The sequence below is a fragment of the Arcticibacterium sp. GJ41-1 genome (assembly GCF_055808875.1).
This window is the reverse complement of record NZ_CM147888.1, coordinates 830,254-854,596: the sequence shown is the minus strand read 5'-3', so window position 1 is coordinate 854,596 and position 24,343 is coordinate 830,254. Positions and strand designations below refer to the sequence as shown.

21 protein-coding genes are annotated in these 24,343 nt (G+C 37.4%); 15 read left to right on the top strand and 6 right to left on the bottom strand.

Annotated features, from left to right (window positions below):
• The first annotated feature begins 5 nt into the window (after window positions 1-5).
• Window positions 6-995, top strand: coding sequence for an NAD(P)H-dependent glycerol-3-phosphate dehydrogenase (locus tag AC0L6O_RS03465; protein WP_473306351.1), 990 nt, complete (start codon window positions 6-8; stop codon window positions 993-995).
• Between the two features lie 3 nt (window positions 996-998).
• On the opposite strand, the gene AC0L6O_RS03460 is transcribed toward AC0L6O_RS03465, so the two are convergent.
• The 3 genes from AC0L6O_RS03460 to greA all read right to left on the bottom strand — a co-directional run bounded on the left by AC0L6O_RS03460 (window position 999) and on the right by greA (window position 2,139).
• Window positions 999-1,202, bottom strand: a complete 204-nt coding sequence (locus tag AC0L6O_RS03460) for a dodecin family protein (protein WP_341227962.1) — start codon at window positions 1,200-1,202, stop codon at window positions 999-1,001.
• 63 nt (window positions 1,203-1,265) lie between these two features.
• The gene (locus tag AC0L6O_RS03455; protein WP_473306350.1) at window positions 1,266-1,655 is read right to left on the bottom strand and encodes an HIT family protein; all 390 of its coding nucleotides are present in this window, start codon (window positions 1,653-1,655) and stop codon (window positions 1,266-1,268) included.
• Between the two features lie 10 nt (window positions 1,656-1,665).
• A complete protein-coding gene (greA, locus tag AC0L6O_RS03450) occupies window positions 1,666-2,139 on the bottom strand; it encodes a transcription elongation factor GreA (RefSeq protein ID WP_473306349.1) in 474 nt (157 codons plus the stop codon).
• A gap of 280 nt (window positions 2,140-2,419) precedes the next feature.
• Here greA and fmt point away from each other — a divergent pair, with 280 nt between their 5' ends.
• From fmt to AC0L6O_RS03405, 9 genes are all read left to right on the top strand, one after another.
• Window positions 2,420-3,364 carry a methionyl-tRNA formyltransferase gene (gene fmt / locus AC0L6O_RS03445; protein ID WP_473306347.1) on the top strand — a complete coding sequence of 315 codons (945 nt, stop codon included), beginning with the start codon at window positions 2,420-2,422 and terminating at the stop codon, window positions 3,362-3,364.
• Window positions 3,365-3,564: 200 nt separating this feature from the next.
• Window positions 3,565-5,379: a translational GTPase TypA gene (gene typA / locus AC0L6O_RS03440; RefSeq protein WP_473306346.1), complete on the top strand. Its 1,815-nt coding sequence runs from the start codon at window positions 3,565-3,567 to the stop codon at window positions 5,377-5,379.
• A 151-nt stretch (window positions 5,380-5,530) separates the two neighbouring features.
• Window positions 5,531-6,526 carry a glycosyl transferase gene (locus AC0L6O_RS03435; RefSeq protein ID WP_473306344.1) on the top strand — a complete coding sequence of 332 codons (996 nt, stop codon included), beginning with the start codon at window positions 5,531-5,533 and terminating at the stop codon, window positions 6,524-6,526.
• A gap of 9 nt (window positions 6,527-6,535) precedes the next feature.
• The gene (locus AC0L6O_RS03430) at window positions 6,536-7,768 is read left to right on the top strand and encodes a glycosyltransferase (protein ID WP_473306342.1); all 1,233 of its coding nucleotides are present in this window, start codon (window positions 6,536-6,538) and stop codon (window positions 7,766-7,768) included.
• A 99-nt stretch (window positions 7,769-7,867) separates the two neighbouring features.
• Window positions 7,868-8,767, top strand: coding sequence for a glycosyltransferase family 2 protein (locus tag AC0L6O_RS03425; protein ID WP_473306341.1), 900 nt, complete (start codon window positions 7,868-7,870; stop codon window positions 8,765-8,767).
• 8 nt (window positions 8,768-8,775) lie between these two features.
• Window positions 8,776-9,771 (top strand): glycosyltransferase, encoded by a 996-nt coding sequence (locus tag AC0L6O_RS03420; RefSeq protein ID WP_473306340.1) that lies wholly within the window; start codon window positions 8,776-8,778, stop codon window positions 9,769-9,771.
• A 36-nt stretch (window positions 9,772-9,807) separates the two neighbouring features.
• Window positions 9,808-10,851, top strand: a complete 1,044-nt coding sequence (gene ribD / locus AC0L6O_RS03415) for a bifunctional diaminohydroxyphosphoribosylaminopyrimidine deaminase/5-amino-6-(5-phosphoribosylamino)uracil reductase RibD (RefSeq protein ID WP_473306338.1) — start codon at window positions 9,808-9,810, stop codon at window positions 10,849-10,851.
• A 93-nt stretch (window positions 10,852-10,944) separates the two neighbouring features.
• Window positions 10,945-11,511 carry an RNA polymerase sigma factor gene (locus AC0L6O_RS03410; protein WP_473308492.1) on the top strand — a complete coding sequence of 189 codons (567 nt, stop codon included), beginning with the start codon at window positions 10,945-10,947 and terminating at the stop codon, window positions 11,509-11,511.
• A gap of 3 nt (window positions 11,512-11,514) precedes the next feature.
• The gene (locus AC0L6O_RS03405) at window positions 11,515-13,026 is read left to right on the top strand and encodes a hypothetical protein (protein WP_473306336.1); all 1,512 of its coding nucleotides are present in this window, start codon (window positions 11,515-11,517) and stop codon (window positions 13,024-13,026) included.
• A 77-nt stretch (window positions 13,027-13,103) separates the two neighbouring features.
• On the opposite strand, the gene AC0L6O_RS03400 is transcribed toward AC0L6O_RS03405, so the two are convergent.
• Both AC0L6O_RS03400 and gyrB read right to left on the bottom strand, forming a co-directional pair.
• The gene (locus tag AC0L6O_RS03400) at window positions 13,104-14,798 is read right to left on the bottom strand and encodes an AMP-binding protein (RefSeq protein ID WP_473306334.1); all 1,695 of its coding nucleotides are present in this window, start codon (window positions 14,796-14,798) and stop codon (window positions 13,104-13,106) included.
• Between the two features lie 234 nt (window positions 14,799-15,032).
• Complete coding sequence (gyrB, locus tag AC0L6O_RS03395) at window positions 15,033-16,988, bottom strand: DNA topoisomerase (ATP-hydrolyzing) subunit B (protein ID WP_473306332.1); 1,956 nt, start codon at window positions 16,986-16,988, stop codon at window positions 15,033-15,035.
• A 174-nt stretch (window positions 16,989-17,162) separates the two neighbouring features.
• Between gyrB and AC0L6O_RS03390 the strand changes: the two genes are divergently transcribed.
• Entirely contained in the window at window positions 17,163-18,332 is a 1,170-nt protein-coding gene (locus AC0L6O_RS03390; protein WP_473306331.1) for an acyltransferase family protein, read from the top strand.
• A gap of 29 nt (window positions 18,333-18,361) precedes the next feature.
• Here AC0L6O_RS03390 and sppA read toward each other — a convergent pair whose 3' ends face one another.
• Entirely contained in the window at window positions 18,362-20,116 is a 1,755-nt protein-coding gene (gene sppA, locus AC0L6O_RS03385) for a signal peptide peptidase SppA (protein ID WP_473306330.1), read from the bottom strand.
• A 128-nt stretch (window positions 20,117-20,244) separates the two neighbouring features.
• Between sppA and AC0L6O_RS03380 the strand changes: the two genes are divergently transcribed.
• The 4 genes from AC0L6O_RS03380 to AC0L6O_RS03365 all read left to right on the top strand — a co-directional run bounded on the left by AC0L6O_RS03380 (window position 20,245) and on the right by AC0L6O_RS03365 (window position 24,336).
• A complete protein-coding gene (locus AC0L6O_RS03380; protein ID WP_473306329.1) occupies window positions 20,245-20,697 on the top strand; it encodes a regulatory protein RecX in 453 nt (150 codons plus the stop codon).
• A gap of 48 nt (window positions 20,698-20,745) precedes the next feature.
• Window positions 20,746-22,350, top strand: coding sequence for a GMC family oxidoreductase (locus AC0L6O_RS03375; RefSeq protein ID WP_473306327.1), 1,605 nt, complete (start codon window positions 20,746-20,748; stop codon window positions 22,348-22,350).
• Between the two features lie 79 nt (window positions 22,351-22,429).
• The gene (locus AC0L6O_RS03370) at window positions 22,430-23,275 is read left to right on the top strand and encodes a sterol desaturase family protein (protein ID WP_473306326.1); all 846 of its coding nucleotides are present in this window, start codon (window positions 22,430-22,432) and stop codon (window positions 23,273-23,275) included.
• Entirely contained in the window at window positions 23,272-24,336 is a 1,065-nt protein-coding gene (locus AC0L6O_RS03365) for a 3-oxoacyl-ACP synthase III family protein (RefSeq protein WP_473306324.1), read from the top strand. The genes AC0L6O_RS03370 and AC0L6O_RS03365 overlap by 4 nt, the downstream gene beginning before the upstream one ends.
• Window positions 24,337-24,343 lie beyond the last annotated feature (7 nt).

Sequence of the window (24,343 nt, the reverse complement as noted above, 5' to 3'; positions counted from 1 at the left end):
GCTATATGAAAGTTACAGTGATAGGAGGAGGAAGTTGGGCTACCGCATTGGTTAAGGTTTTAAGTGAAAACCAGCAAACCAAGATAAAATGGTGGATGAGGAATCATGATGCCGTAGAACATATTCGTAAGCACCATCATAACCCAAAATATCTCAGCAGTATTGAGTTTCATCCATCTAGAGTTAAACCATACTTTAACTTAAAAGAAGCCATCAAAAACACAGAATGGGTGATTTTAGCTGTACCTGCTGCTTTTTTGGCTGAAGCTATTGCTTCTATTAAAAAAGAAGACTTAAAAGGGAAATTTTTGGTTTCTGCCGTAAAAGGAATGATTCCCAAAACGAATGAACTGGTATCAGACTTTCTTTTAAAGAAATACGATATTCCACTTTCTCATCAATGTGCTATAGCCGGCCCATGCCATGCTGAAGAGGTAGCTGCCGAAAAGCAATCTTATCTTACTATAGCAGCTCCTGACTTAGAAGTAGGTCAACGGTTTGCCAAATTACTTTCTTGTAGATACGTCAACACATCTGCCATTACAGATTTATATGGTGTAGAAGTTTCTGCTGTTATGAAAAATATAGTGGCTCTAGCTTGTGGTATAACACATGGATTAGGTGCTGGTGATAATTTTCAGGCCGTTATGGTTTCAAATGCCATGCTCGAAATCAAGCGATTTGTTCATCAAATAGCTCCTTTAGAAAGAGAGCTAATATCATCTGCATACTTAGGAGACTTGTTGGTAACAGCCTACTCGCAATTTAGCCGAAATCGTACTTTTGGAAATATGATAGGGAGAGGCTACAGCGTCAAAACGGCTCAAATGGAAATGAATATGGTGGCAGAAGGCTACTATGCCGTAAAAAGCATTTATGAAATAAATCAGAAAGCGAAAGTTGAACTGCCCATTGTAGATTTTGCCTACGCTATTTTATACAAAAAAAACTCCCTGAAAAAGGAGTTTAATTCTTTGAAAGTAAAACTTTCTTAAGTCTTAAGCATCTACTCTGAAAGACAATTTACAAATACACCCATAAGTGGTTACTTTACCGTCTTGTACATGTGCTTTAATATCTTCTACATAAACCGAGTCTATGTTATGAATAGACTTAGAAGCAGATGTTACTGCGTTTTGAATTGCATCTTCAATACTGATTTCAGATGACGCTATTAGTTCAATTACTTTTACAATTGCCATACCTTATTGTTTTTAGTTTGTTATGAGGTGAAAAGGTAAGAATTTTAAACCAGCAATGCCAATTTAAAGCTCCTTCTGAATAGCAGTCGCTATTTCAGAAAGTTCTTCTGGTGAAATTTTAATTTTATCAGAAAAGTCCATATCCGCCATGCTATTTAAAGGTATCAAATGAACATGGGCATGAGGTACTTCAAGTCCAATTACAGCTACCCCTACCCTTTTACAAGGCACTGCAGCTTTTATGGCCGGCGACAATCTTTTAGCAAAAGCCATTAAGCCTAGATACAGCTCATCCTCCATATCAAAGATATAATCAACCTCCTTTTTAGGTATTACCAACGTATGCCCCTTTGCACAAGGAAATACATCTAAGAAGGCTAAGTAGTCCTCCGTTTCTGCAATTTTATGACAAGGAATTTCACCGTTTATAATTTTAGAAAAAATGGTAGCCATATCTTTATAATTACATGCTAATATCTACAACCTCTACTTCCACAATTCCTGCAGGTGCTTGAATTTCAGCTTTATCACCAACTGCCTTCCCTAACAGACCCTTAGCAAAAGGAGAGTTTATAGAAATTTTCCCTTGCTTTAAATCAGCCTCTTCTTCTGCCACCAAGGTGTAAACCATTTGAGCCCCATTTTTCAAATTCTTTATGGTAACTTTATTAAGTAAAGAAACCTTAGAATTGTCAATAGCCGACTCATCCAAAATTCGTGCTACAGACATTAATGTCTCCAACTTTGAAATTTCAGATTCCATGTGCCCTTGAGCATCTTTGGCTGCATCATACTCTGCATTTTCAGACAAGTCACCTTTATCACGAGCTTCTGCTATTTGATATGCTATATCTTGCCTACCTCTTCCTTTTAAATCGGCTAACTTATTCTTTAAGTTTTCGTAGCCCTCTTTCGTGTAATATTGATATTTTGACATATATAAATCTTTTATTATGTGTTTCTTAAAAAAAAATTGCCCGCCTTCGCAGGTGGGTAAAAAAAAGAACGGCGAAAATCGAACCGTTCCAAACAAACATATTATGTGTTATGGAATCTTGTTCAGAGTCGCTCTTTAAATTTAAATAAGTATATCTCTTGCCTCATTTTTGTTCTTTACAATCCAAAATTACAAATTATTCTGAGTAAATCAACAACCAAGACAATTTTCGAATTTCATTTTTTCTAGCTTTGCAGTACACAAAAAGGTTTTAAAAGAGATGAGAATAATATTTATGGGAACACCAGACTTTGCCGTAGAAAGCCTTAAAGTCTTGGTGGAAGCAAATTGTGAAGTAGTTGCGGTAATCACCGCTCCTGATAAACCATCAGGCAGAGGAAAGAAGATTCAGCAGTCTCCGGTAAAAACCTATGCTCTTTCACAAGATATACCTGTTTTACAACCTCCCCGCTTAAAGAATCCTGAATTTCTAGAAACCTTAAAAAGCTATAATGCCGACTTACAAGTAGTGGTAGCCTTTAGAATGCTGCCAGAATTAGTTTGGGCTATGCCAAAATTTGGGACATTTAACCTTCATGGTTCGCTTTTACCACAGTATAGAGGGGCTGCACCTATTAACTGGGCCGTTATAAATGGAGAAACAGAAACGGGTGTCACTACTTTCTTTATTGAAAAGGAAATAGATACGGGAAAAATCATTTTTAAAGAAAAACTAGTCATCAGTGAAAATGATAATGCAGGAAGCATCCATGACAAATTGATGGAGATAGGTGGTAAACTAGTACTTAAAACAGTAAGAGCCATTGAGCAGAATGACTATCCACAAGCCGACCAAGAGGAGTTTGAAGAATTAAAGCCTGCACCAAAAATCTTTAAAGAAGACTGTGAAATTGATTGGTCAAAAAACTCAAAATCAATATTTAATTTTATAAGAGGTTTAAGTCCATACCCTGGTGCTTGGACTAAATTTGAAAATCTAAAAACTAGCGAAACGGGAAGCCTTAAAATCTATGATTCCAAAATCTTAGATTCCGAAGAAAAGCATAAACCTGGCAAAATATTGACCGACAATAAAACGTACCTACATATAGCTACGGCAGACGGACTTTTAGCTATCTTAAACTTACAAATTCCTGGAAAAAAACGTTTGAGTATTGACGATTTACTAAGAGGCTATGATGCCGAACAAATCAAAATTTGCTAAGGTAAGCTTAAATTGTCAGCCTAGCCCATTAAGGGTCAATGGCTTACAGGATTGCACTCTACCAACTAATTATTTAACTATCAATAGATTAATAATATATTAAAATAGCACAATAGAGTTTACTAATTATTATGGTTACTTTTGCGGACTTTTTCATAGGCTTCTAGTTAACAAAACGTTCCCTCTAGAAATTTAATATTATGCAAGACATTAGAAACATCGCGATAATTGCCCACGTTGACCACGGCAAAACTACTTTAGTGGATAAGATAATCCACGCATCGAAAATTTTTCGTGAAAATCAGGAATTTGGCGAGCTAATTCTTGACAATAATGATTTAGAAAGAGAACGTGGAATTACCATCGTCTCTAAGAACGTATCAGTAAGATACGGCGACACAAAAATCAATATCATTGACACACCTGGTCACGCCGATTTCGGTGGTGAAGTGGAGCGTGTTTTGAAATTAGCTGATGGTGTTATCCTTTTAGTGGATGCTTTTGAAGGCCCAATGCCTCAAACGCGTTTTGTACTAGGTAAAGCACTTGACCTAGGCTTAAAGCCAATAGTAGTAGTTAATAAGGTAGACAAAGAAAACTGTAGACCTGATGAGGTTCACGAAATGGTTTTCGACTTAATGTTTAACTTGAACGCTACAGACGATCAATTAGACTTCCCAACACTTTACGGTTCTTCTAAGCAAGGCTGGATGAGTGATGATTGGCAAAAGCCAACAGACAATATTATTCCTCTTTTGGATGCAGTTATTAAGCATATTCCTGCTGCAAAAACAAAAGACGGTTCTGCTCAAATGCAAATCACTTCTTTAGATTATTCTTCTTTCGTAGGAAGAATTGCTATTGGATTGGTAGCAAGAGGTGTTCTTAAAGAAGGTCAAAATGTAATGCTTTGCACTGCAGATGGCCAAATGAAGAGAAACAAAATCAAAGAACTTCATGTATTTGAAGGTCTTGGTAGAGTAAAGGTATCCGAAGTTTCTTCTGGAGAAATTTGTGCCATTACAGGTATTGAAGGTTTTGAAATTGGTGACACTGTTGCTGACGTTGAAAACCCTGAAGCACTTCCAAGAATTTCTATTGATGAGCCTACCATGAACATGCTCTTCACTATTAATAACTCTCCTTTCTTCGGTCAAGACGGAAAATTTGTTACGTCTCGTCACTTGAGAGACAGACTAATGAAAGAAATGGAGAAAAACCTAGCCCTAAAAGTAGAGCAAGGTGAGTCTGAAGATAAATTTATAGTATTTGGTAGAGGTATCCTTCACCTTTCTGTATTGATAGAAACAATGCGTAGAGAAGGTTACGAACTTCAAGTAGGACAGCCACAAGTAATTTTCAAAGAAGGTGAAAATGGCGAAAGACTAGAGCCTATTGAGACTTTAGTAGTGGACGTGCCAGAAGAAACTGCCGGAAAAGTGATTGAGCTAGCTACACAGAAAAAAGGTGAGCTTCTTATCATGGAACCTAAAGGTGACTTACAGCACTTAGAATTCAACATTCCTTCTAGAGGTTTAATTGGTTTAAGAAGTAATGTATTGACAGCTACACAAGGTGAAGCTATCATGAACCACCGATTTAAATCTTACGAACCATATAAAGGAACATTACCAGGTAGAATTAATGGTTCATTAATTTCTATGTCTAATGGGCCAGCTATTCCTTACTCTCTTGATAAACTTCAAGACAGAGGGTCTTTCTTTATCGATCCAGGAGAAGAAATATACATGGGAATGGTAGTAGGTGAGCACAACCGTCAAAATGACATTGTGGTAAACCTTCAAACAACCAAAAAACTTAGTAACATGCGTTCTTCTGGTGCTGATGACCAGACTAAGATTGCTCCAAAAATTCAATTCTCTCTAGAGGAGTGTATGGAGTACATCCAAAAAGATGAGTACTTAGAGATTACTCCTAAGTCTTTGAGAATGCGTAAAATATTCCTTGACGAAAACGAAAGAAAACGTAACAGTCGTCAAACAGAACTAGCCTAAATTTAAAGGCTTATTAAAACCACCAAAGCAAATTTCTAAACCGCTTTGGTGGTTTTGCATATAACCTAGTCGCTGTTCTTTGTAGTTTTATCAAACACAAATTTCCTTGTAAATTTGTTGTTAATCGTCAACCCGAAGAAACCTTCATTTAATGCCTAAGACTCTCGCTTTTACTATTTGTTCTGTAAACTATTTGGCTCAGGCCAAAATACTCTCAGAATCTCTTCAAAAAACGAACCCCGACTTCGAATTCTTTATCGGATTGTGTGATAAGATGGAGAGTAGAGAAATAGACAAATCTAAAATTGAAGGTTTGAATATTTTAGAGGTTGACAAAATTGGTATTGAGGGTTTTGACGACATGTGTGAGCGTTATGACATTACGGAGCTTAACACCGCCGTAAAACCTTTCTATTTCAACTACTTTTTGAACGCTAAAAAAGACGTTGACAATTTTTACTACATAGACCCAGACATTGAAATCTTTGACAAATTTGACGGTATCCAAACAAGTCTTTCTAAATACGACATTATTTTAACACCTCATTTTTGTACGCCAGTATACGACAACTACTCCAGAACAGAGCAAGAGATGTTTGTCAACGGGATTTATAATCTTGGTTTTCTGGCAGTAAAAAGGTCTAATTCTACCACCGAGTTTATGAACTGGTGGATGATAAAGCTAAGAACAGAGTGCTACATGGATATCCAAAAAGGGATGTTTGTAGACCAGCTTTACTGTAACATGGTTCCTCTTTATTTTGACAATGTTTTTATAGAGAAAAGCCCTGCTTACAATATTTCATACTGGAACTTACACGAACGTACAGTTTCAGAAAAAGATGGTAAGTACTTTGTGAATGGTGAGCCGCTTATTTTTTATCACTACAGTGGCATGAATGCCAATGACCCTAATAATATTTCAAGGTGGCAAAACCGTTTTGATATAGCAAGAAGGCCAGACCTTGCTCCTCTTTTCAAGTCTTACAGAGAGCAGCTAGAAGCATTTTCAAACTCATACTTTAAAACCTTTAAGTGCGTTTACGCTAAAGGTGATGTAGTGGTAGACGATAGAAGCTTCCTAAAAAAGGCTCTGATGTCAATTTCTTACAGAGTTTTTACTTTCTTTGAAAGATTACCTATTTAATCTAAAAAGATGAAAATAGCCATAGTTTCTATAGTATTCCCCTACCCCGTAGATAACGGCGGTGGAGCGGCTACTTTTAACATGATTGACTATCTTAGAAATAAGCATGACATCACGTTTATTTGCCCTAATGTCAAACCTGAAAACAAAGAGAAGCTTCAAGAACTGTGGCCTAATGTTGAAATCTTAACTACCGATAAAATTGAGGGAGAAAGCCTCTCTCTCAAAGCTTACAAAACACTTCTAAAGCTTAATACATTTTTAAAAGGCAAAGTAGAAGATTACTTCTACCCAAAAACGCACCTTTCTATTAATGACCTTTCAAAGGTCTATTTCCCTGATTTTTTAAATTTGGTGAAAAGTAAGGTGACTAAAGCCAACTTTGACTTGGTGCAGGTTGAGTTTATTGAATTTGCCGGTCTAGTTCATATTCTTCCAAAAGACCTACCTAAAATTTTCATTCATCATGAACTGAGATTTAAGAGGTTGGAAATGGAATATCAAACACTACCATCTAAATCACTGGAAGATAAGTGGCATATTTCTGCCACTAAAGACCTAGAAATAGCACTACTTAATCATTATGATAAAGTGGTGGCTGTGACAGATACTGATAAGAATTTCTTAGAAGAAGCTGGCATAAAAAAGGAACTTCTTTATACCTCTACCCTTCCTATCAATTTTAAAAAAACGCAAATCAACCAGCCTTTTAAGTTTAAGCAAAACCTAGTTTTTCTTGGGCCTGAAAACCATTATCCTAATCTAGATGGTATCAATTGGTTTTTGGAAGAATGCTGGGATAAGATCTCAAAGGAACACCCTAAGCTTACGCTTCAAATAGTTTCAAAGTGGACAGCGGAATTTCAAAAGATACATAAAGGAAGAAGGAATGTAGAATTTGTGGGTTTTGTAGAAGATCTATCTAGCATTTTTCAAGGCTCTATCATGATAGTACCTTTAAGAATAGTTAGTGGAATGCGAATGAAAATACTAGAAGGTATTTCTTGGAAAATGCCTATTGTAAGTACCGTAGAAGGTGCCGAAGGGCTTCCAATGAAAAATGGCGAAAACTGTATGGTGGCAGGAAACACAGAAGAGTTTATAGAAAAAACGCTTCAACTAATAGATGATAATGAGCTATGCTCCAAACTAATTTTAGAATCACAAAAGCTCATAACCGACCAATACAAGATTGACAAATGTGGTGAAACTAGAAATTTGCTTTATAATTCATTCAAATAAATTCTATTTCGATAGTTAATCACTTAAAGGCTTTCCGTAAGTTTGGAAACCCTAATTAATCTCATCTTTACCTAAAACTTTTTCTCTCAATAGTTCGCAATGCCTTCAGTAAGCATCATTTTACCCAATTATAATCACGCCAATTTTTTGGTAGATAGAATTGAGAGCATTCTGAACCAGACGAACCAAGATTTTGAGTTAATAATTTTAGACGACGCATCTACAGACGCGAGCCCTTCTATCCTAAAAACCTACGAAAACCATCCAAAAGTATCCGCCTTAATTCTTAATCAGAATAACTCAGGTAGCACTTTTATCCAATGGCAAAAGGGTCTTTCTTTAGCTAAATCAGAATATATTTGGATAGCCGAAAGTGATGATTTGGCAGCTCCTAAATTTTTAGAATACCACCTTTCCGAGCTTCTGGCCAACCCTAACCTTGGTGTTTCTTTCTCGGCATCTGTCTGGATTGACGAAAATGGCAACAAGATTCATGAACCAGGGCACGAAACTGACTTTCAAAAAAAAGGAAGCGACCTACTTAAAAATGAGTTTATAAAAGGCAATGTAATTTATAATGCCAGCACTTGTGTTTTCAAGAAATCACTGGTGCCTTGGGAGACTTTAGCATCTATCTCAACATATAAATACTGTGGTGACTGGCTTTTTTGGGTTGACCTGATAAAAAATACCGAAGTTAAAAGAAGTAGTGAAAGGCTCAACTCTTTTAGGAGACACGCTAATAATGTCTCTTTTGAGGCAGAATCAAAAGGACTTCAATTTTCTGAAGGCTTAAAAGTGGTTAATCATATTTTTGATACGCAAACTTTTGGTTTCTTGGAAAAACAGAAGTTCATTTTCTATTGGGTTCAAAAACTTAGAAACAGCAAAATAGAGGAGAAGAAAAAATTCTTAGAAATAATGCCTTTCCCTGCTAAGGTCTCTTATGCCCTTACTCCACTTGTTAATATATTTTTACCATCAACACTAGCCTCATAAGAATCTAAATGAAAGGAATAAGCCTAATAATCTGCTGCTATAACAGTGAAGAAATAATTGAGCAAACACTTTCTTATGTAGAAAAACAAGTGGCTACTAATGTCAATTGGGAGGTTATCTTGATTGACAATAACTCTACCGATAATACATCGGCGGTAGTTAAGTCTTATTGGAACTTTGATAAAAACCCGAACCTAAAGGTTTTCAAAGAAGAAAACCCTGGGCTGTCAAATGCGAGGTTAAGGGGCATTAAAGAGTCACAATATGACATTATTTCGTTTGTAGACGACGATAATCTAATTCCTGAAAACTGGGTGGCTTATATACATGATGTTTTCCAAAAACAAGAAGTAGGCGTTTTGGGTTGTACATCCATTGGGAAATTTGATTACCCAGTACCAGCTTGGTACGAAAAACATAAACTCTCCTTTGCCACCGGCAAACTATACGAAGTAGATTTTGGCAATGTAACCTCTGCTGGTTTAGTATATGGGGCAGGCATGTCTATGAGAAAAGAGATTTTCAAAAAACTGGACGAAAAAGGCTGGGAACCTTACCTTTCTGACCGAGTTGGCAAAAAACAATCTGGTGGTGGAGACTCTGAACTAACCCTTGCTTCAAGACTCCTAGGCTATCAGATATTCTATTCTAATCAAATAAACACACAGCACCTTATCAAGTCAGATAGGCTTACTTGGGAAAGGTTAAAGGCCATGATTCATGGTTTTGGCGAAGCCGATGTTTTTGTGCTGCCTTACGCCTATCAATATAAAAAATCACAAGGCCTACTCACTTTTTTTGACCAACTTAGAAAAAAATGGTGGGTAAACTACCTTGGCAAAAAAGTGGCTCTTAATATACTTCGTATCAAAAAAGGTCTTGGTAAAGTAAGCCCTGAGGATTTTGAAATAGCCGAAATAAGAAATCAGGCCTTTTGCACATCCATTTTAGAGCAAAAAACAACTTTCGAAAATTATTTTGAAGACCTTAGCAAGCTACAATAAGCTTTCCTTCTCCAGAAATTAAATTTATATTTCGGGATGAAGCATGAGCATTTTATGGAAAGGGCTTTAGAGCTCGCTCAAAAGAGTGAAGGTTATGTAAGCCCAAACCCAATGGTAGGTTGTGTACTAGTACACAATGATAAAATCATTGGCGAAGGCTGGCATAAAAAATATGGCGAAGCACATGCCGAAGTTAACGCCGTAAACTCCGTAATTGACAAATCCTTACTTCCATTTGCTACAGCTTATGTAAGCCTAGAACCTTGCTCCCACTTTGGTAAAACGCCGCCTTGTGCCGATTTGTTAATCAAAGAAGGTATTAAAAAAGTGGTTATCTGTAATACCGACCCGAATGAGAAAGTAAACGGCAATGGAATTCAGAAACTAGAAAACGCAGGTATAGAAGTAGTCACTGGAATTCTTGAAAAGAAAGGTGCATACTTAAACAGAAGGTTTTTCAAATCACAAACCTCAAAAAGACCCTATATTACCTTAAAATGGGCGGAATCTGCCAATGGATGTGCCGCAAGTTCTGATGGAAACCCTGTGTCAATAAGCGGAGATTTTGCCCAATTACATTCACACAAATGGCGAGCTACGGAGGATGCCATTATGGTGGGCAGCCAAACAATTTTAAATGACAACCCAAGCCTTACTACAAGGCACTGGAAAGGCCGAAACCCAATAAGAGTGGTACTCTTTCCGGATATAGACATTAAAGCTAAATACCGCGTACTCGACCAAAATATTAAAACTTACGTATTTAATAAGAGCCATTCTTTGATAGATGGCAATGTTGAATTTATAAAGATTAGTGTAAATTCGAATATTCTTGATTTCATCTTAACGGAACTTCACCGCAGAGATATTACCTCTCTTATGGTAGAAGGAGGCCCTAGGCTTCATCAAATGTTTATTGAAAACAACTTTTATGATGAAATCAGAGTTTTTAAGAGTAAAAAGTTAATTATCCCTGGAGGGCTAAATGCTGCTGTAATTCCTAAAAATTTACTGGAAACAGAGAATATCGATTTAAAAACAGACTTTTTACGGATTTTTTCAAGAGAATTCCAACCATAACCGCAGTAGTTGAGTCTTGATAAATGGATTCCTTTGATAGGGACTTGCCATTTATTGGAAATTAACAGCTGATAATTGCAATTTCTATATCGAATGGCCAATGAAACTCAAATAATCCAAGACTGCTTAAAGCAGGACAGGGGTGCCCAAAAAAAGCTTTACGAGCTTTATTCGGGTAAGTTATTTGTAGTGGCATTACGGTACATGAAAGACAGAGAAAGTGCTCAAGATGTTTTGCAAGACTCGTTTGTCAAAATATTTAAATATCTCGACACTTTCCGTTTTGACAGTCCACTGGAAGCTTGGTTAAGAAAGATTGTGGTAAATACGGCTTTAAAAGCCCTAAAAAAAGACAAGAAACTTACTCAAAGTTTAGAAGGCGATTATATGATAAGCGAGGAGCTTCATCACAGTAATGCTGGCTTTGAAAACCTTGCTTACGAACATCTGATGGAAATCATTGGAGAATTGCCCGAAGGGTGTAGAACTATTTTTAACCTCTACGCCATTGAAGGTTTTAAACATCAGGAAATTGCTAAAATGCTTGACGTGACCGAAGGAACTTCGAAATCGCAGTATTCTAGAGCTAAGTCTTTATTGCAAGAGAAACTTGCAAAGGAAAATTATAAGAAGACTGGAAAAATTCCAGCAAAACTGTAAGTAATGAATCATTCTTTTGAAAATCAGTGGAAAAAAGCACTAGGAAGTGCCGAGGAGAATCCTCCAGCTGATGTTTGGAGAAAAATTGAGGGAGAGCTTGACGAGCAATTGATAGCAGAAGCAGCAATGAAAAATATGCTTTTATCTGCTTCAGAAATGCCTGATGATTCTGTATGGTTAAACATAGAAAAGGAACTTGACAAAGAGGAAGAGAGAAAGCCGTTTATTGTTTTTTGGTTAAACAAATATGCTGCTACAGGAATAGCCGCTTTACTTCTTCTCGCATTAGGTTTTTCTGTTTTTAACAATTCTGACAGTTTCTCATCAGAAGGTTCTAAAGAGCTTTCAAAGATTAGCTCTTTAAAGTCTGATAGCAGTATTGGCGACTCTGAGAATATCAATTCTCTTTCGTTTGAAAGTAATTCTTCAGACCAAATTTTAGAAACTAGTAAGTCAGTAGCATTTAATAAGAGCTATAAAGCATTAGGAAAGACAGCTATAAGTTTGACAGCCGAATCTGAAAATACTGCGACCACAAATCTTCCTTCTCTTTTAGGAGTAGAAAATTCTCAAAAAACTGAAAGTTTATCAAACACCATTGAGCATTCAGTTGACAATTTAAAATCATTAGTCAAAAAGGAATTTGACAAATACGGGAACAGGTTTGTCTTGAAAAGAAATAAGCTTTCTTATCAAACCCCAGACGAACTCCTTGCAGACAATTCTTCTTTCTTAAGAAGGTCTTGGTTTGGCCTATTCTCAGGAGTATCTCCTTTTGACCCAAACTTTAAGATTAACAATTTTGAAAGAGCTGCTCTGGTTTCTTCTAGCGATATCCCTTTTCAGGCAAACAGTGTGGGAGAAAATACAAACCCTATTAAGAGTGAGACTTTTGCCATTCCGCTTTCTCAACCTTACAATAACGTTAAGGCTGGCCGCTCTGTAAATATCAGCCTTAATTATGGAAAGCGATTTAAGAAACATTGGTCTATAGAAAGTGGAGCAAGGTACTTAGCTGGAAACTCATTAGTAGCCAGTAATGTGTATTCTTATAATCAGTTTACAGGAAGAGTTCAGAGCTTTTTAGAGTCGAATTACATTCGTCAAGACGCAGGAGCTTTTGAAAATACAGTTATTTCTGCTGGAGAAGATATTGACAGTGATTATCAGTTCTTAATGATTCCACTGCAGCTTGGCTACCATTTACCTATGACCAAGAAACTAGAAGCTTCTTTAACAGCTGGTGTGTCAGGCGACTTTATTATTAATAATGTTTTCGACAACATATCAGAAGGAGGCAGTAAACTTACCGCTGGCAACTCAGCATACAAACCCGTCAATCTTAGCGGCTTGGCTGGTTTAAAATTGAATTATGCTATCAGAAGCAACTGGCAAGTTTCTGTGGGTTCCAACTTCCAGCAAACTATCACATCTGGTGTAGAACGAAATGAAGGGTTTTCATTTAAACCAAGATACTTAGGAATAAACTACGGTGTCAACTACCGATTCCATTAATAATATTTTAATAAACTGTGCAAAAAAAATACCCCGTCGAATTTTTCGGCGGGGTATTTATCCTTTAAAAAATGAGCTTATTTAGCTTCGTCTTTCAAAGCCCTTCTTAAGATTTTACCAACGTTAGTTTTTGGCAATTCTTCTCTAAACTCTACATGTTTAGGGCATTTGTAAGGAGTAAGGTTTTCTCTCGCAAAAGCCTTAATCTCTGCCTCTGTAATATTTGGGTCTTTCTTTACCACAAAAACCTTAACAGCTTCTGTAGACTTAGGGTCAGGAACACCTACACAAGCTAACTCTAATACACCTGGATGCTCAGCTATAACATCTTCCACCTCATTAGGATAAACGTTAAATCCAGATACTATAATCATGTCTTTCTTGCGATCAACTATTCTGAAATAACCATCTTCGCTCATTTCTCCAATATCTCCTGTCTTAAACCATCTTCTGTTATCAGAAGGGTCTATAAAGAAAGTATTCTCTGTTTCTGTTGGTCTGTTATAGTAACCCGACATTACCTGTGGACCGAAGGCACAAATCTCTCCTACTTCACCAGGTTTTGCCCAAGTTTCATCATCTTTTAATATTCTGATATCAGTACTAGGCCATGGCACACCTATGGTTCCTATTCTATTGTCTCCTTTGATAGGATTGGAAGTTAATACTGGCGACGTTTCAGACAATCCATACCCCTCTACTGGTAAACAGCCTGTCATATCTTTCCATCTATTAGCTACAGCCTTCTGTAAAGCCATTCCTCCTGCTGATGTAATCTTTAATCTGCTCCAGTCTACCCCAACTATGTCTGGATGATTTAACAAGCCATTATAAAGCGTATTAAGACCTGTAAAAATATGAGGAGGATTCTTCTTTAAATCTTTTATAAACCCTGCCATATCTCTAGGGTTAGTAATCAAAAGATTCATAACACCAGTCTTTAATGCAGTAAGGGCATTAACAGTAAGGGCGTAAACATGATAAAGCGGAAGTGCCGCCACCACCACAATTTTGTCCTCTTCTATATCGCCCATAATAACACTTTGCCAAGCATCATTTGCTTCCAAATTGGCTAGTAAGTTTCTATGAGAAAGCATAGCTCCCTTTGACACACCAGTGGTACCACCAGTATATTGAATAAAAGCTAAGTCCGTTCTTTTGACCGCAGGTTTTACATATGCTTGACTTGCCCCTTGGCTCAAAGCAGCAGAAAGCTTAACAGCCGCAGGAAGAGAAAAAGGAGGTACCATTTTCTTTACTGTTTTCACTACAAAGTTCACCAATTGCTTTTTCGGAAAACTCAACATGTCTCCTAACTCAGTCAGTATTACGTGCTCAATAGCCGTATCAGCAATGACTTTCTCTAGGTTATAAGCAAAATTAGCTACCACCACTATTGCCTTGGCACCAGAGTCTTTAAACTGATGCTTCATCTCTCTAGGCGTGTAAAGTGGGTTTGTATTAACCACAACTAATCCTGCTCTCAAAGCTCCAAATAAAACTACAGGATACTGCAGGCAATTCGGCATTTGAATAGCTATTCTATCACCTTGTTTTAAACCTAAACCTTGTAGGTATGCTGCAAAGTGCATTGAGTGTGTATCTATGTCGGCAAAGGTCAATTCTTTACCCATATTAGAGTAAGCAGAATTTGACGCAAACTTGCTAAAACCCTCTTCTATTAAATCTATTAAAGAATTATGTAAGTCCGGATTTATTTCAGTTGGAATCCCTTCAGGGTAATTTTTAAGCCAGGGTTTCATATCAGTCATTTCTTTATAGGTATTTATAGTTTGTATTTATTGAAGTAAAATTAGTGTTTTTCATGGAGTTGATATGACAAATATAATGAAGACTTCTCTAATTTAACCATTCAAAAGATAGCATAAAAGATTCATTTCTGATAAAATACCTATTAATGTGCAAAGACTATAAAAAGTCTTCCTTTTTAACGAAAAAAGGCCGCCCCTGGATAAGGACGGCCTTTTAAATATTGCTAGTTTGGATTAAACATCTACATGAGCATATTTTGCATTTTTCTCAATAAACTCTCTTCTCGGAGCTACTTCATCTCCCATTAACATAGAGAATAAATGGTCAGCTTCTGCCGCTGAATCTATTGTTACTTGCTTTAGGGTACGTCCTTCAGGATCCATTGTGGTTTCCCAAAGTTGTTCCGGGTTCATCTCTCCAAGACCCTTATAACGCTGAACACCTACAGACTCTTCTTTACCATTACCAGCTAGCCTTTTTATAGCCGCAATACGCTGATCTTCTGTCCAGCAATATTCTGACTTAGTACCTTTTTTAACCAAGTAAAATGGTGGCTGAGCAATGTATAAATAACCTTTTTCAATAAGTTCTTTCATGAACCTGTAGAAGAAAGTCAAAATCAAGGTACGAATGTGACTACCGTCAATATCCGCATCCGTCATGATTATAATTTTATGATAACGTAGTTTCTCCATGTCAAGAGCTCTTTCATCACCATCTCTACCCATTCTCACACCTAATGCTGTGATAATGTTTTTTATCTCATCGTTCTCATAAATTCTATATTCCTGAGCTTTCTCCACATTAAGAATTTTACCTCTAAGTGGCAAAATAGCTTGGAATGCTCTGTCTCTTCCTTGTTTAGCAGAACCACCTGCAGAGTCTCCCTCGACAAGGTAAACTTCACAAACAGCTGGGTCAGAGTTGGCACAATCGGCTAGTTTCCCTGGTAAACCAGAACCAGTCAAAACGTTTTTACGCTGAACCATTTCTCTAGCTTTCTTAGCTGCTATTCTTGCTTTAGCTGCTATGATAACCTTGTCTACAATAGTTTTGGCTTCTTTCGGGTTTTCCTCCAGATAGTTTTCAAGCATTTCTTGAACACAACCACTCACTGCAGAAGTAACTTCTGAGTTACCTAGTTTGGTTTTTGTTTGACCTTCAAACTGAGGCTCAGCCACTTTAACAGAAATTACGGCTGTTAAACCTTCTCTAAAGTCATCTCCAGAAATCTCAATTTTTTCTTTTGCCAACATACCAGACTTGTCAGCATAGTTTTTCAATGTCCTTGTTAAGGCCATTCTAAAACCAGAAACGTGCGTTCCTCCTTCAATTGTATTGATATTATTTACAAAAGAAGATACATTCTCAGAGTAAGAGTTATTGTAAATCATAGACACCTCTACAGGTACACCATCTTTTTCTCCTTCCATATGCATAGGCATTGGAATAAGACGCTCTCTACTTTGATCTATGTATTCTACAAATTCTACTAAACCACCTTCTGAATGAAAATCTTCAGAAACAGGTTTACCATCATCATCCAGCTGCCTCATGTCCGTAAGCTTTAGCGTAATTCCTTTATTAAGGAAAGACAACTCACGAAGCCTATTAGCCACCGTTTCAAACTTATACTCTACAGTTTCAAAAATAGTTTCATCTGGCCAAAACTGAATAAAAGTACCACGCTTCTCCGTAGTGCCTATTTCTCTAACATCGTATTGAGGTTTTCCCGCTCTATACTCTTGCTCAAAGATTTTGCCTTCTCTGTGTACCTCTGCTCTTAATAATTTAGAAACGGCATTCACACAAGAAACACCCACCCCGTGAAGTCCACCAGACACTTTATAAGTATCTTTATCAAACTTACCACCGGCATGCAAAACAGTCATAACAACCTCTAGTGCCGACTTTTTCTCTTTATCATGGTATCCCGTAGGAATACCTCTCCCGTTATCTTGAACAGTTATGGAATTGTCTAATTCGATAGTTACTCCAATAGTATCGCAGTAACCGGCCATGGCCTCATCAATAGAGTTATCCACTACCTCCCATATCAAATGGTGAAGGCCTTTGGTTCCTACATCTCCTATATACATGGCTGGACGCTTACGCACCGCTTCCAGACCTTCTAAAACTTGAATATTATTAGCTGAATAATCCTTCCTATTCTCTGCTCCGTCAGACATACTCTAAAGGGTTTATTTTTGTAGTTTAGATTAAATTTCTCGTACTAAAAAGCCCATAAAAATGGGCTCTTGTTTTACCACGTAAAAATAGTCATTTTTTATGACAAATCGGCAAAAACTAAAGTCACAGAAAATAAGTAATTTCCCGCATTAATTCATGAAATGAAAAAACGAATGGCAAGTTCAAAAAGAATCCTCTCTGTTGACATTTATAGAGGTCTAGTCATGTTTCTGATGATGGCAGAGGTTTGGCACTTAAGTAAAGTCTCTTCAAACTTGCCAGAAAGTAGCTTTTGGAGCTTTTTAGCCTTTAACCAATCACATGTAGCTTGGGCTGGCTGCTCTTTACATGACCTAATTCAGCCTTCCTTTACATTTTTAGTCGGTGTAGCCTTGCCATTTTCTGTTGCACGAAGAATTAGTAAAGGAGATGATTCTAAAAATTTGTGGTTACATGTAATCAAACGTGCCGCTATATTGGTACTCTTAGGAGTGTTTTTAAGGTCAATGTATAGCTCTATTACCAACTGGACTTTTGAAGACACCTTATCACAAATAGGGCTTGGATATCCTATCCTCTTTCTTCTTGGTTCTAAAAGCGAAAGAAAACTATGGATTGCACTGGTAGCTCTTCTTATAGCTTACTGGCTTGCATTCTTCCTTTATGAAATTCCTCCTTCTCTTAATAATTTATCTAACACAGGAGTTTCTCCAGACTGGCAACACAATTACTCTGGTATAGCTTCTCATTGGAACAAGAACACCAACCTAGCTTGGGCTTTTGACCGATGGTTCTTAAATCTTTTCCCAAGAGAATCCGTTTTTAATTTTAATGGTGGCGGTTACGCTACTTTAAGTTTTATACCAACACTTGGCACCATGATTCTTGGTCTTTTTGCTGGAAGAATATTACTAGAAGATAGCTCCGATAAAATAATGCGTTTCGTAAAAATTGGCGGCAGCCTAATAACTATCAGCTTGGTACTTCATTTTGCAGGAATTAACCCAATAGTAAAAAGAATCTGGACGCCATCTTGGACTTTATTTAGCGGCGGTCTATGCTTTTTTATCCTAACTCTTTTCCATTGGCTTGCTGATAAAAAAGAAATAATCAAACCATTTAACTGGCTTAAAATAATAGGCATGAACTCTTTAGCTGCCTATGTCATGGCTCATACCATTGATAGCTTTATACACAAAAACTTTCAAATTCACATTGGAGAAAACTATGCTAGTTTCCTTGGGATGCCTTATCAAACATTAGTTTCGGGCAGTGTTATTTTGATAATGGAGTGGCTTCTTTTAAGATGGATGTATCAAAAGAAAATCTTTATTAAGGTTTAAGCAAAAGCTTAAACCTTAATAAAACTAAATCACTTTACCTTAATCTCATAAGGCATTCTAGCCTGTAATTTGTCCATTTTCTGTAGAGCATTTATCTCTTTAAGATAAGGGGCTAAAATCCCTAACTTCTGGTCTAATTTAAGAGAGCTTTGCTCCGATAGTTTTTCCATCAAAAACTCTATTTCGCTTTTCGCTTTTGGGTAATATCTCACCTGGAAATCATCTTCGATACCTACGTTTTCAGCAGCCAATTGAATGGCATCTTCTAAGCTTCCAAGCACATCAACTAAGCCATTTTCTTTTGCCTGCAAACCCGTCCAAACCCGTCCACTCGCTACGGATTTTAAATCTTCAAGTGACATATTTCTTCCTGCCGCTGCCTTTGAGGTAAACTCTTCGTACCCTTCATTCACACTCTTCTGAATCATCATTTTCTCTACATCAGACATCTCCCCTACTACTGATGGGAAGTTTGAATGCTCATGAGACTCCACGCCATCAAAAGTTACACCCAGTTTGTTATTTAGAAGTTCCTCTGCATTTATCAGCATTCCAAAAATACCAATAGAGCCTGTTATTGTAGTTGGGTTTGCAAAAATAGTATCACAGCCCATTGCCATATAATAACCACCTGATGCAGCATAGTCTCCCATACTAGCATATACTGGCTTCTCTTTCTTTGCAAGCTGAATTTCTCTCCACATAATATCAGAAGCCAAAGCACTTCCACCACCAGTGTTAATTCTCAGCACTATGGCTTTTACTTTTTTATCTTTTGCAGCTTTTCTAAGTTCCTTTATCCAGCTTTCTGAGGCTATCACCTCATTTGTTCCTTCTCCAGAAACTATGTTTCCTTGTCCTACTATTACCGCAATTCTTTGATTTCTATCGCCGCTTTTAATCATTTTCTTAGCCTTACCATATTTCTTGGCCGAAATGAAATTGATTTTATCATCCTCTTCTATTTCCAAAGCTTCTCTCAAAACCGCTTCAAATTCATCATAATACCCAACATCAGTAATTAACTTCCTTTCTAAAGCATCTTTAGACGAACTAACATTATCATTTAGTATCTCTTTTATTTCTTCATCTGTCATTCCACGAGACTCCGCTACTTGATGATAGATATGGTCTGCTATCGAAGTTATATAAGAAGTTACTTGCTCTCGATTGGCATCAGACATATTAGTCCTGACAAATGGTTCCACTGCACTTTTATAATCTCCAACTTTAAAAATAAGTGGCTTAACACCAATCTTATCAAAAAGTCCTTTGAAGAATGTCACTTCTCCATACAAACCATTAAACTCTAAGCCACCGGCGGTATTCAAAAATATTCTATCAGCCACAGAATTGACATAAACAGCCTGCTCCGACATTACTTCCGAATAGGCATAGATAAACTTACCTGACTCCTTAAATTCTTTTAATACATTTCTAAGCTCTTCTAAAGTACCAAAACTTGCTTGTGGGTATCCGCAGTCTAAAAAGATACCCTTTACATTTGGGTCTTCTTTGGCATTAAGAATGGCAGACTTTAAACTAACTAAGCCCACTTTACTTGGCCCGTTTTCGAAAAGCTCTGATAAAGGGTCTTCTGAAGGAGCATCCTCTATTATAAATTGGTTAAGGTTAAGCTCTAAAACAGAATTCTCTTTAACCGTCACCACAGAATCGGAGCTAGAAAACATAGAACCAATACCTGCCAAAAGAACTAGGGATAGGATGAAAAAGACAAACAACCCTGCCACTGTGGCCAAAACGTATTTAAAAAATTGAAGCATGTGCTTATATTATTATGAATCTTGAAATCAAAAATAGAGATACAAAAGTAAGATTGGTTAAGAATGTATCATGTTTTTATTGATAAATGGTATTTTGCACACCCAAAAACCTTATTTCAACAATTTTAATGGACAGAGGTATATTCCTTAAAGCTTGTAATTTTTGTGTTTATCAAGAAAGAACCCAAGATGAAGTGCGTCAAAAACTCCAAGAATGGCACACCTATGGCGAACCTGCCGAAGAGATTATCTCAGAATTGATTCAAGAAAACTTCCTGAACGAAGAACGATTTTCTAAAGTTTATGCTGGAAGCAAATTTAGGGTTAAGAAGTGGGGACGAAGAAAAATCTTGCTAGAACTAAAGAGACGTGGCCTAACAGATTATTGCATAAAAAAAGGAATGGCTGAAATTGACGAGGAAGAGTATTATTTGGTGTTACAGGCTTTGCTTCATAAGAAGCTTCATGCTTTAAGAACGGAGTCCAACCCCTTTGTCAAAAATCAAAAAGCAGCTAAGTATGCCATGCAAAAAGGGTATGAAAGTGGCTTAATTTGGGAAATATTGAAGAAAAACGACTAACTTCAAAGCCTACCACACTTCGCTATAAATCAACAAACCCTAAAATTGATGAAATACGACTACATAATAGTGGGGGCTGGAAGTGCTGGATGCGTTTTAGCCAACAGGCTTTCTGAAAACCCTGCGAATCAAGTTTTGCTTTTAGAAGCTGGCGGACCAGATAAAAAGCTAGAAATTCATATTCCCGCAGGCTACGCAAAACTTCACAGAACTAAAGTAGATGGCGGCTACTATACAGAGCCACAAGAACATATACTAAATAGGAAAATATACCTCCCAAGAGGGAAAGTGCTGGGAGGATGTAGCACTACCAATGCCATGGCGTATGTGCGAGGCAATAAAGAAGACTATAATGACTGGGCAGCTGCCGGCAATAAAGGCTGGGGCTATAAAGATGTACTTCCATATTTTAAAAAGTCAGAGCATAATGAAGACCATCAAGACCAATACCATGGTAGTGGCGGCGAGCTAAATGTTACTTTTAATCAGAGTTTTGGTACCCCATTTTCACAAGCCTTTATAGACTCTGCCATAGAGCAGGGCTTTGAACTAAACCCTGATTATAATGGAGCTTCGCAAAAAGGCGTAGGAAAATTTCAGTTTAGCATTAAAGACAGTAAAAGACATAGTGCCGTTGGAGCGTTTCTTAAACCCGCTTTTAAAAGAAAAAACCTCCGCATAATTACCAGAGCTACGGTCAGAAGAGTCAATATTGAGAACGACATAGCTAAAGGAGTAGAGGTAGAACTTGGAAAAAACAATATTCAAACCTTCCAGGCCGCTAAGGAAGTTATTCTTTCGGCTGGCTCTTTTGTTTCGCCTCAGCTATTGATGCTTTCCGGAATAGGCGAAAAAAGTCAATTAGAAAAACATGGCATCACGTGCATTAAAGAGCTTAATGGTGTAGGAAAAAACCTGCAAGACCACCTTTTTTATGGTGTGAGTGGCCTAGCCAATACCCAAGAAGGTCAAAATCACCATTTGTCTTTATTCAATCAAACGAAAGATTTCATTCAATACTTCTTTACCAAAAAGGGAGCATTGACTATTGGCCCATTAGAATCTGTGGCTTTTGGCAGCACCGCTGCTAGCCCAGATAGAATTGATTATCAATTACACTTTGCAGCCATAAATATTGGTAATGATTACACGGTTGATATTTACAATCACAAATCACTTCCTAAGCAAGATGGATTCACCATTTTACCAACTCTGTTAAGACCAAAAAGCCGAGGTGAGGTAAGACTGAAAAGCTCTAACCCTTTTGACCAAGCACTTATTCAACCCAATTTCCTCTCAGAAGAAGCAGACAGGCTGCTACTTTTAAACGCTGGCAAAAAGGCTTTAGAAATCTTACATTCTAATGCTTTCTCAAAACACATGGAGGCACATTTAACTCCGCCAGATTATAGTTCTGACGAAGCATTTATGGACCATATTTTGAAACAAGTAGAAACGGTCTACCATCCTGTAGGAACTTGCAAAATGGGGTCTGATGATATGGCAGTGGTTGATGATAATTTGAAGGTGCATGGCATAGAAAATTTAAGAGTCATAGACGGCTCTATCATGCCAACCATAGTTTCGGGTAATACCAATGCACCTATCTATATGATTGCTGAAAAAGGAGCAGCTGCTATTCTCACGGATTAATTTCAAAAAAACGCGTCGCTTTAATTATTCAAACAATATTTTGTACTTTTCTGATTCATTCATCAAGCTAAACTAAAAATTGGAAAACATCATAAACTACTTTGATACCATTCCACCCCTTCATAGAACCATAATTCTAGTTGGAGGAATAGCCTTCTTTTGGATTTTGGAGTCAATAGCCCCTTTGTTTGAATTCAAGTATAAAAAGGTCAAACACGCAGGTCTAAACATTTTCTTTACGCTAACCACCATTCTGGTCAATTTCCCTCTTGCTTTTATTCTTGTAAAATCGTCCGACTGGGTTGTGAAAAATGATTTTGGCATTATCAATTGGCTTCCCGAAATGCCTATTTGGGCTTATGCCATTTTGGGTTTAATGATTCTTGATTTAATAGGAGCATACTTTATTCATTGGCTAGAGCATCAAGTAAAATGGATGTGGATGTTTCATTTAATTCATCATTCCGACCTTAATGTGGACACCACTTCAGCAAATAGACACCACCCAGGTGAAAGCGTTTTTAGGCTTATTTTTACTACCATAGCCGTAGTGATAACGGGTGCACCCATGTGGATGGTTTTTATGTATCAATCTATCTCGGTGGTGCTTTCTCAGTTTAACCATGCCAATATAAACCTACCAGACAACGTTCATAAAATACTGAGCTACTTTATAGTAACGCCTAACATGCACCATGTGCACCATCACTATACGCAGCCATACACCGACTCTAATTATGGAAATATTTTTTCCATTTGGGACAGGATTTTCGGTACGTATAGTAGTATAGAAAAAAATAAATTAATCTATGGAATAGATACCTATATGTCTCCTGAAGAAAACGAGCATATTGGCCCCCTCCTAAAAATTCCTTTTGGAGCATATCGAGATCCTGAAAACGAAAAATATAACAAAAAACCGTGAACACAGTCATAAAAGGTACCGGAACAGAACTTCCAGAAAGAGTCATAAAAAACGACTACTTTCTTGACCATCAATTTATGAGCCCTGATGGCGTTCCAAATCCCAAACCGCAAGCAGAAATAATAGCTAAACTAGAGGCTATTACCGGCATAAAAGAAAGGCACTACATTGCAAAAGAAGGCGACTCGGCTCCGCTAATGGTAGCTGCTGCTGAGAAAACCATTAAAGATTCTGGACTCGACAAAAACGAGATTGACGGTATCATTGTGGCTCATAATGCTGGAAACATGCTGGAAGGCACTGCAGGTTTTCATACCGTGCCTAATATGGCCGCTATTTTGAAAAACAAGCTCGCAATAAGCAATCATGAGTGCTTTGCTTATGACATTCTCTTTGGCTGCCCAGGCTGGATTCAAGGAATAATTCAAGCGAAACAGGCGATAGAAGCGGGTGACGCCAAGAACGTTTTGGTGCTCGGCATTGAGGTGGCCTCCAGGCTCTTAGATCCTCATGATTTAGATTCCATGATTTTGGCAGATGGTTGCGGAGCAGCTATAATCTCTTCTTCAGAAGAGACTGATATTGGAATTTTATCATACGCCACATTTTCTCATGCTCAAGAAGACCTTGGCTGCATTTATTTAGACAAGTCAAACAATCCTGAACTAGACCTCCCTACCCTTTTCAAAATGAATGGCAAGGATGTTTATCGATATGCCACCGTTTGGGTACCGAAGGTTATAAAAAAAGCCCTCGATAAAGCCAAACTAACCGTAGCCGACGTAGATATGTTTTTATTTCATCAAGCCAACGGTAAAATGCTGCATGCTTTTGCAAACAATTTGGCTGAAATGTATGGCATGGAAGGCACTTCGTTTGAAGGGAAAATACCAACCACCATTCAGTTTACCGGAAACACTTCGGTGGCTACTGTACCAACCATGCTCGATTTGATTTTAAAAAAACGGCTAGGGGACTACGAAATAAAAAAAGGAATGACCGTGGTAATGGCTTCGGTAGGTGCTGGAATGCACTGTAACGCTCTCGTATATAAGTTTTAAAAAAATA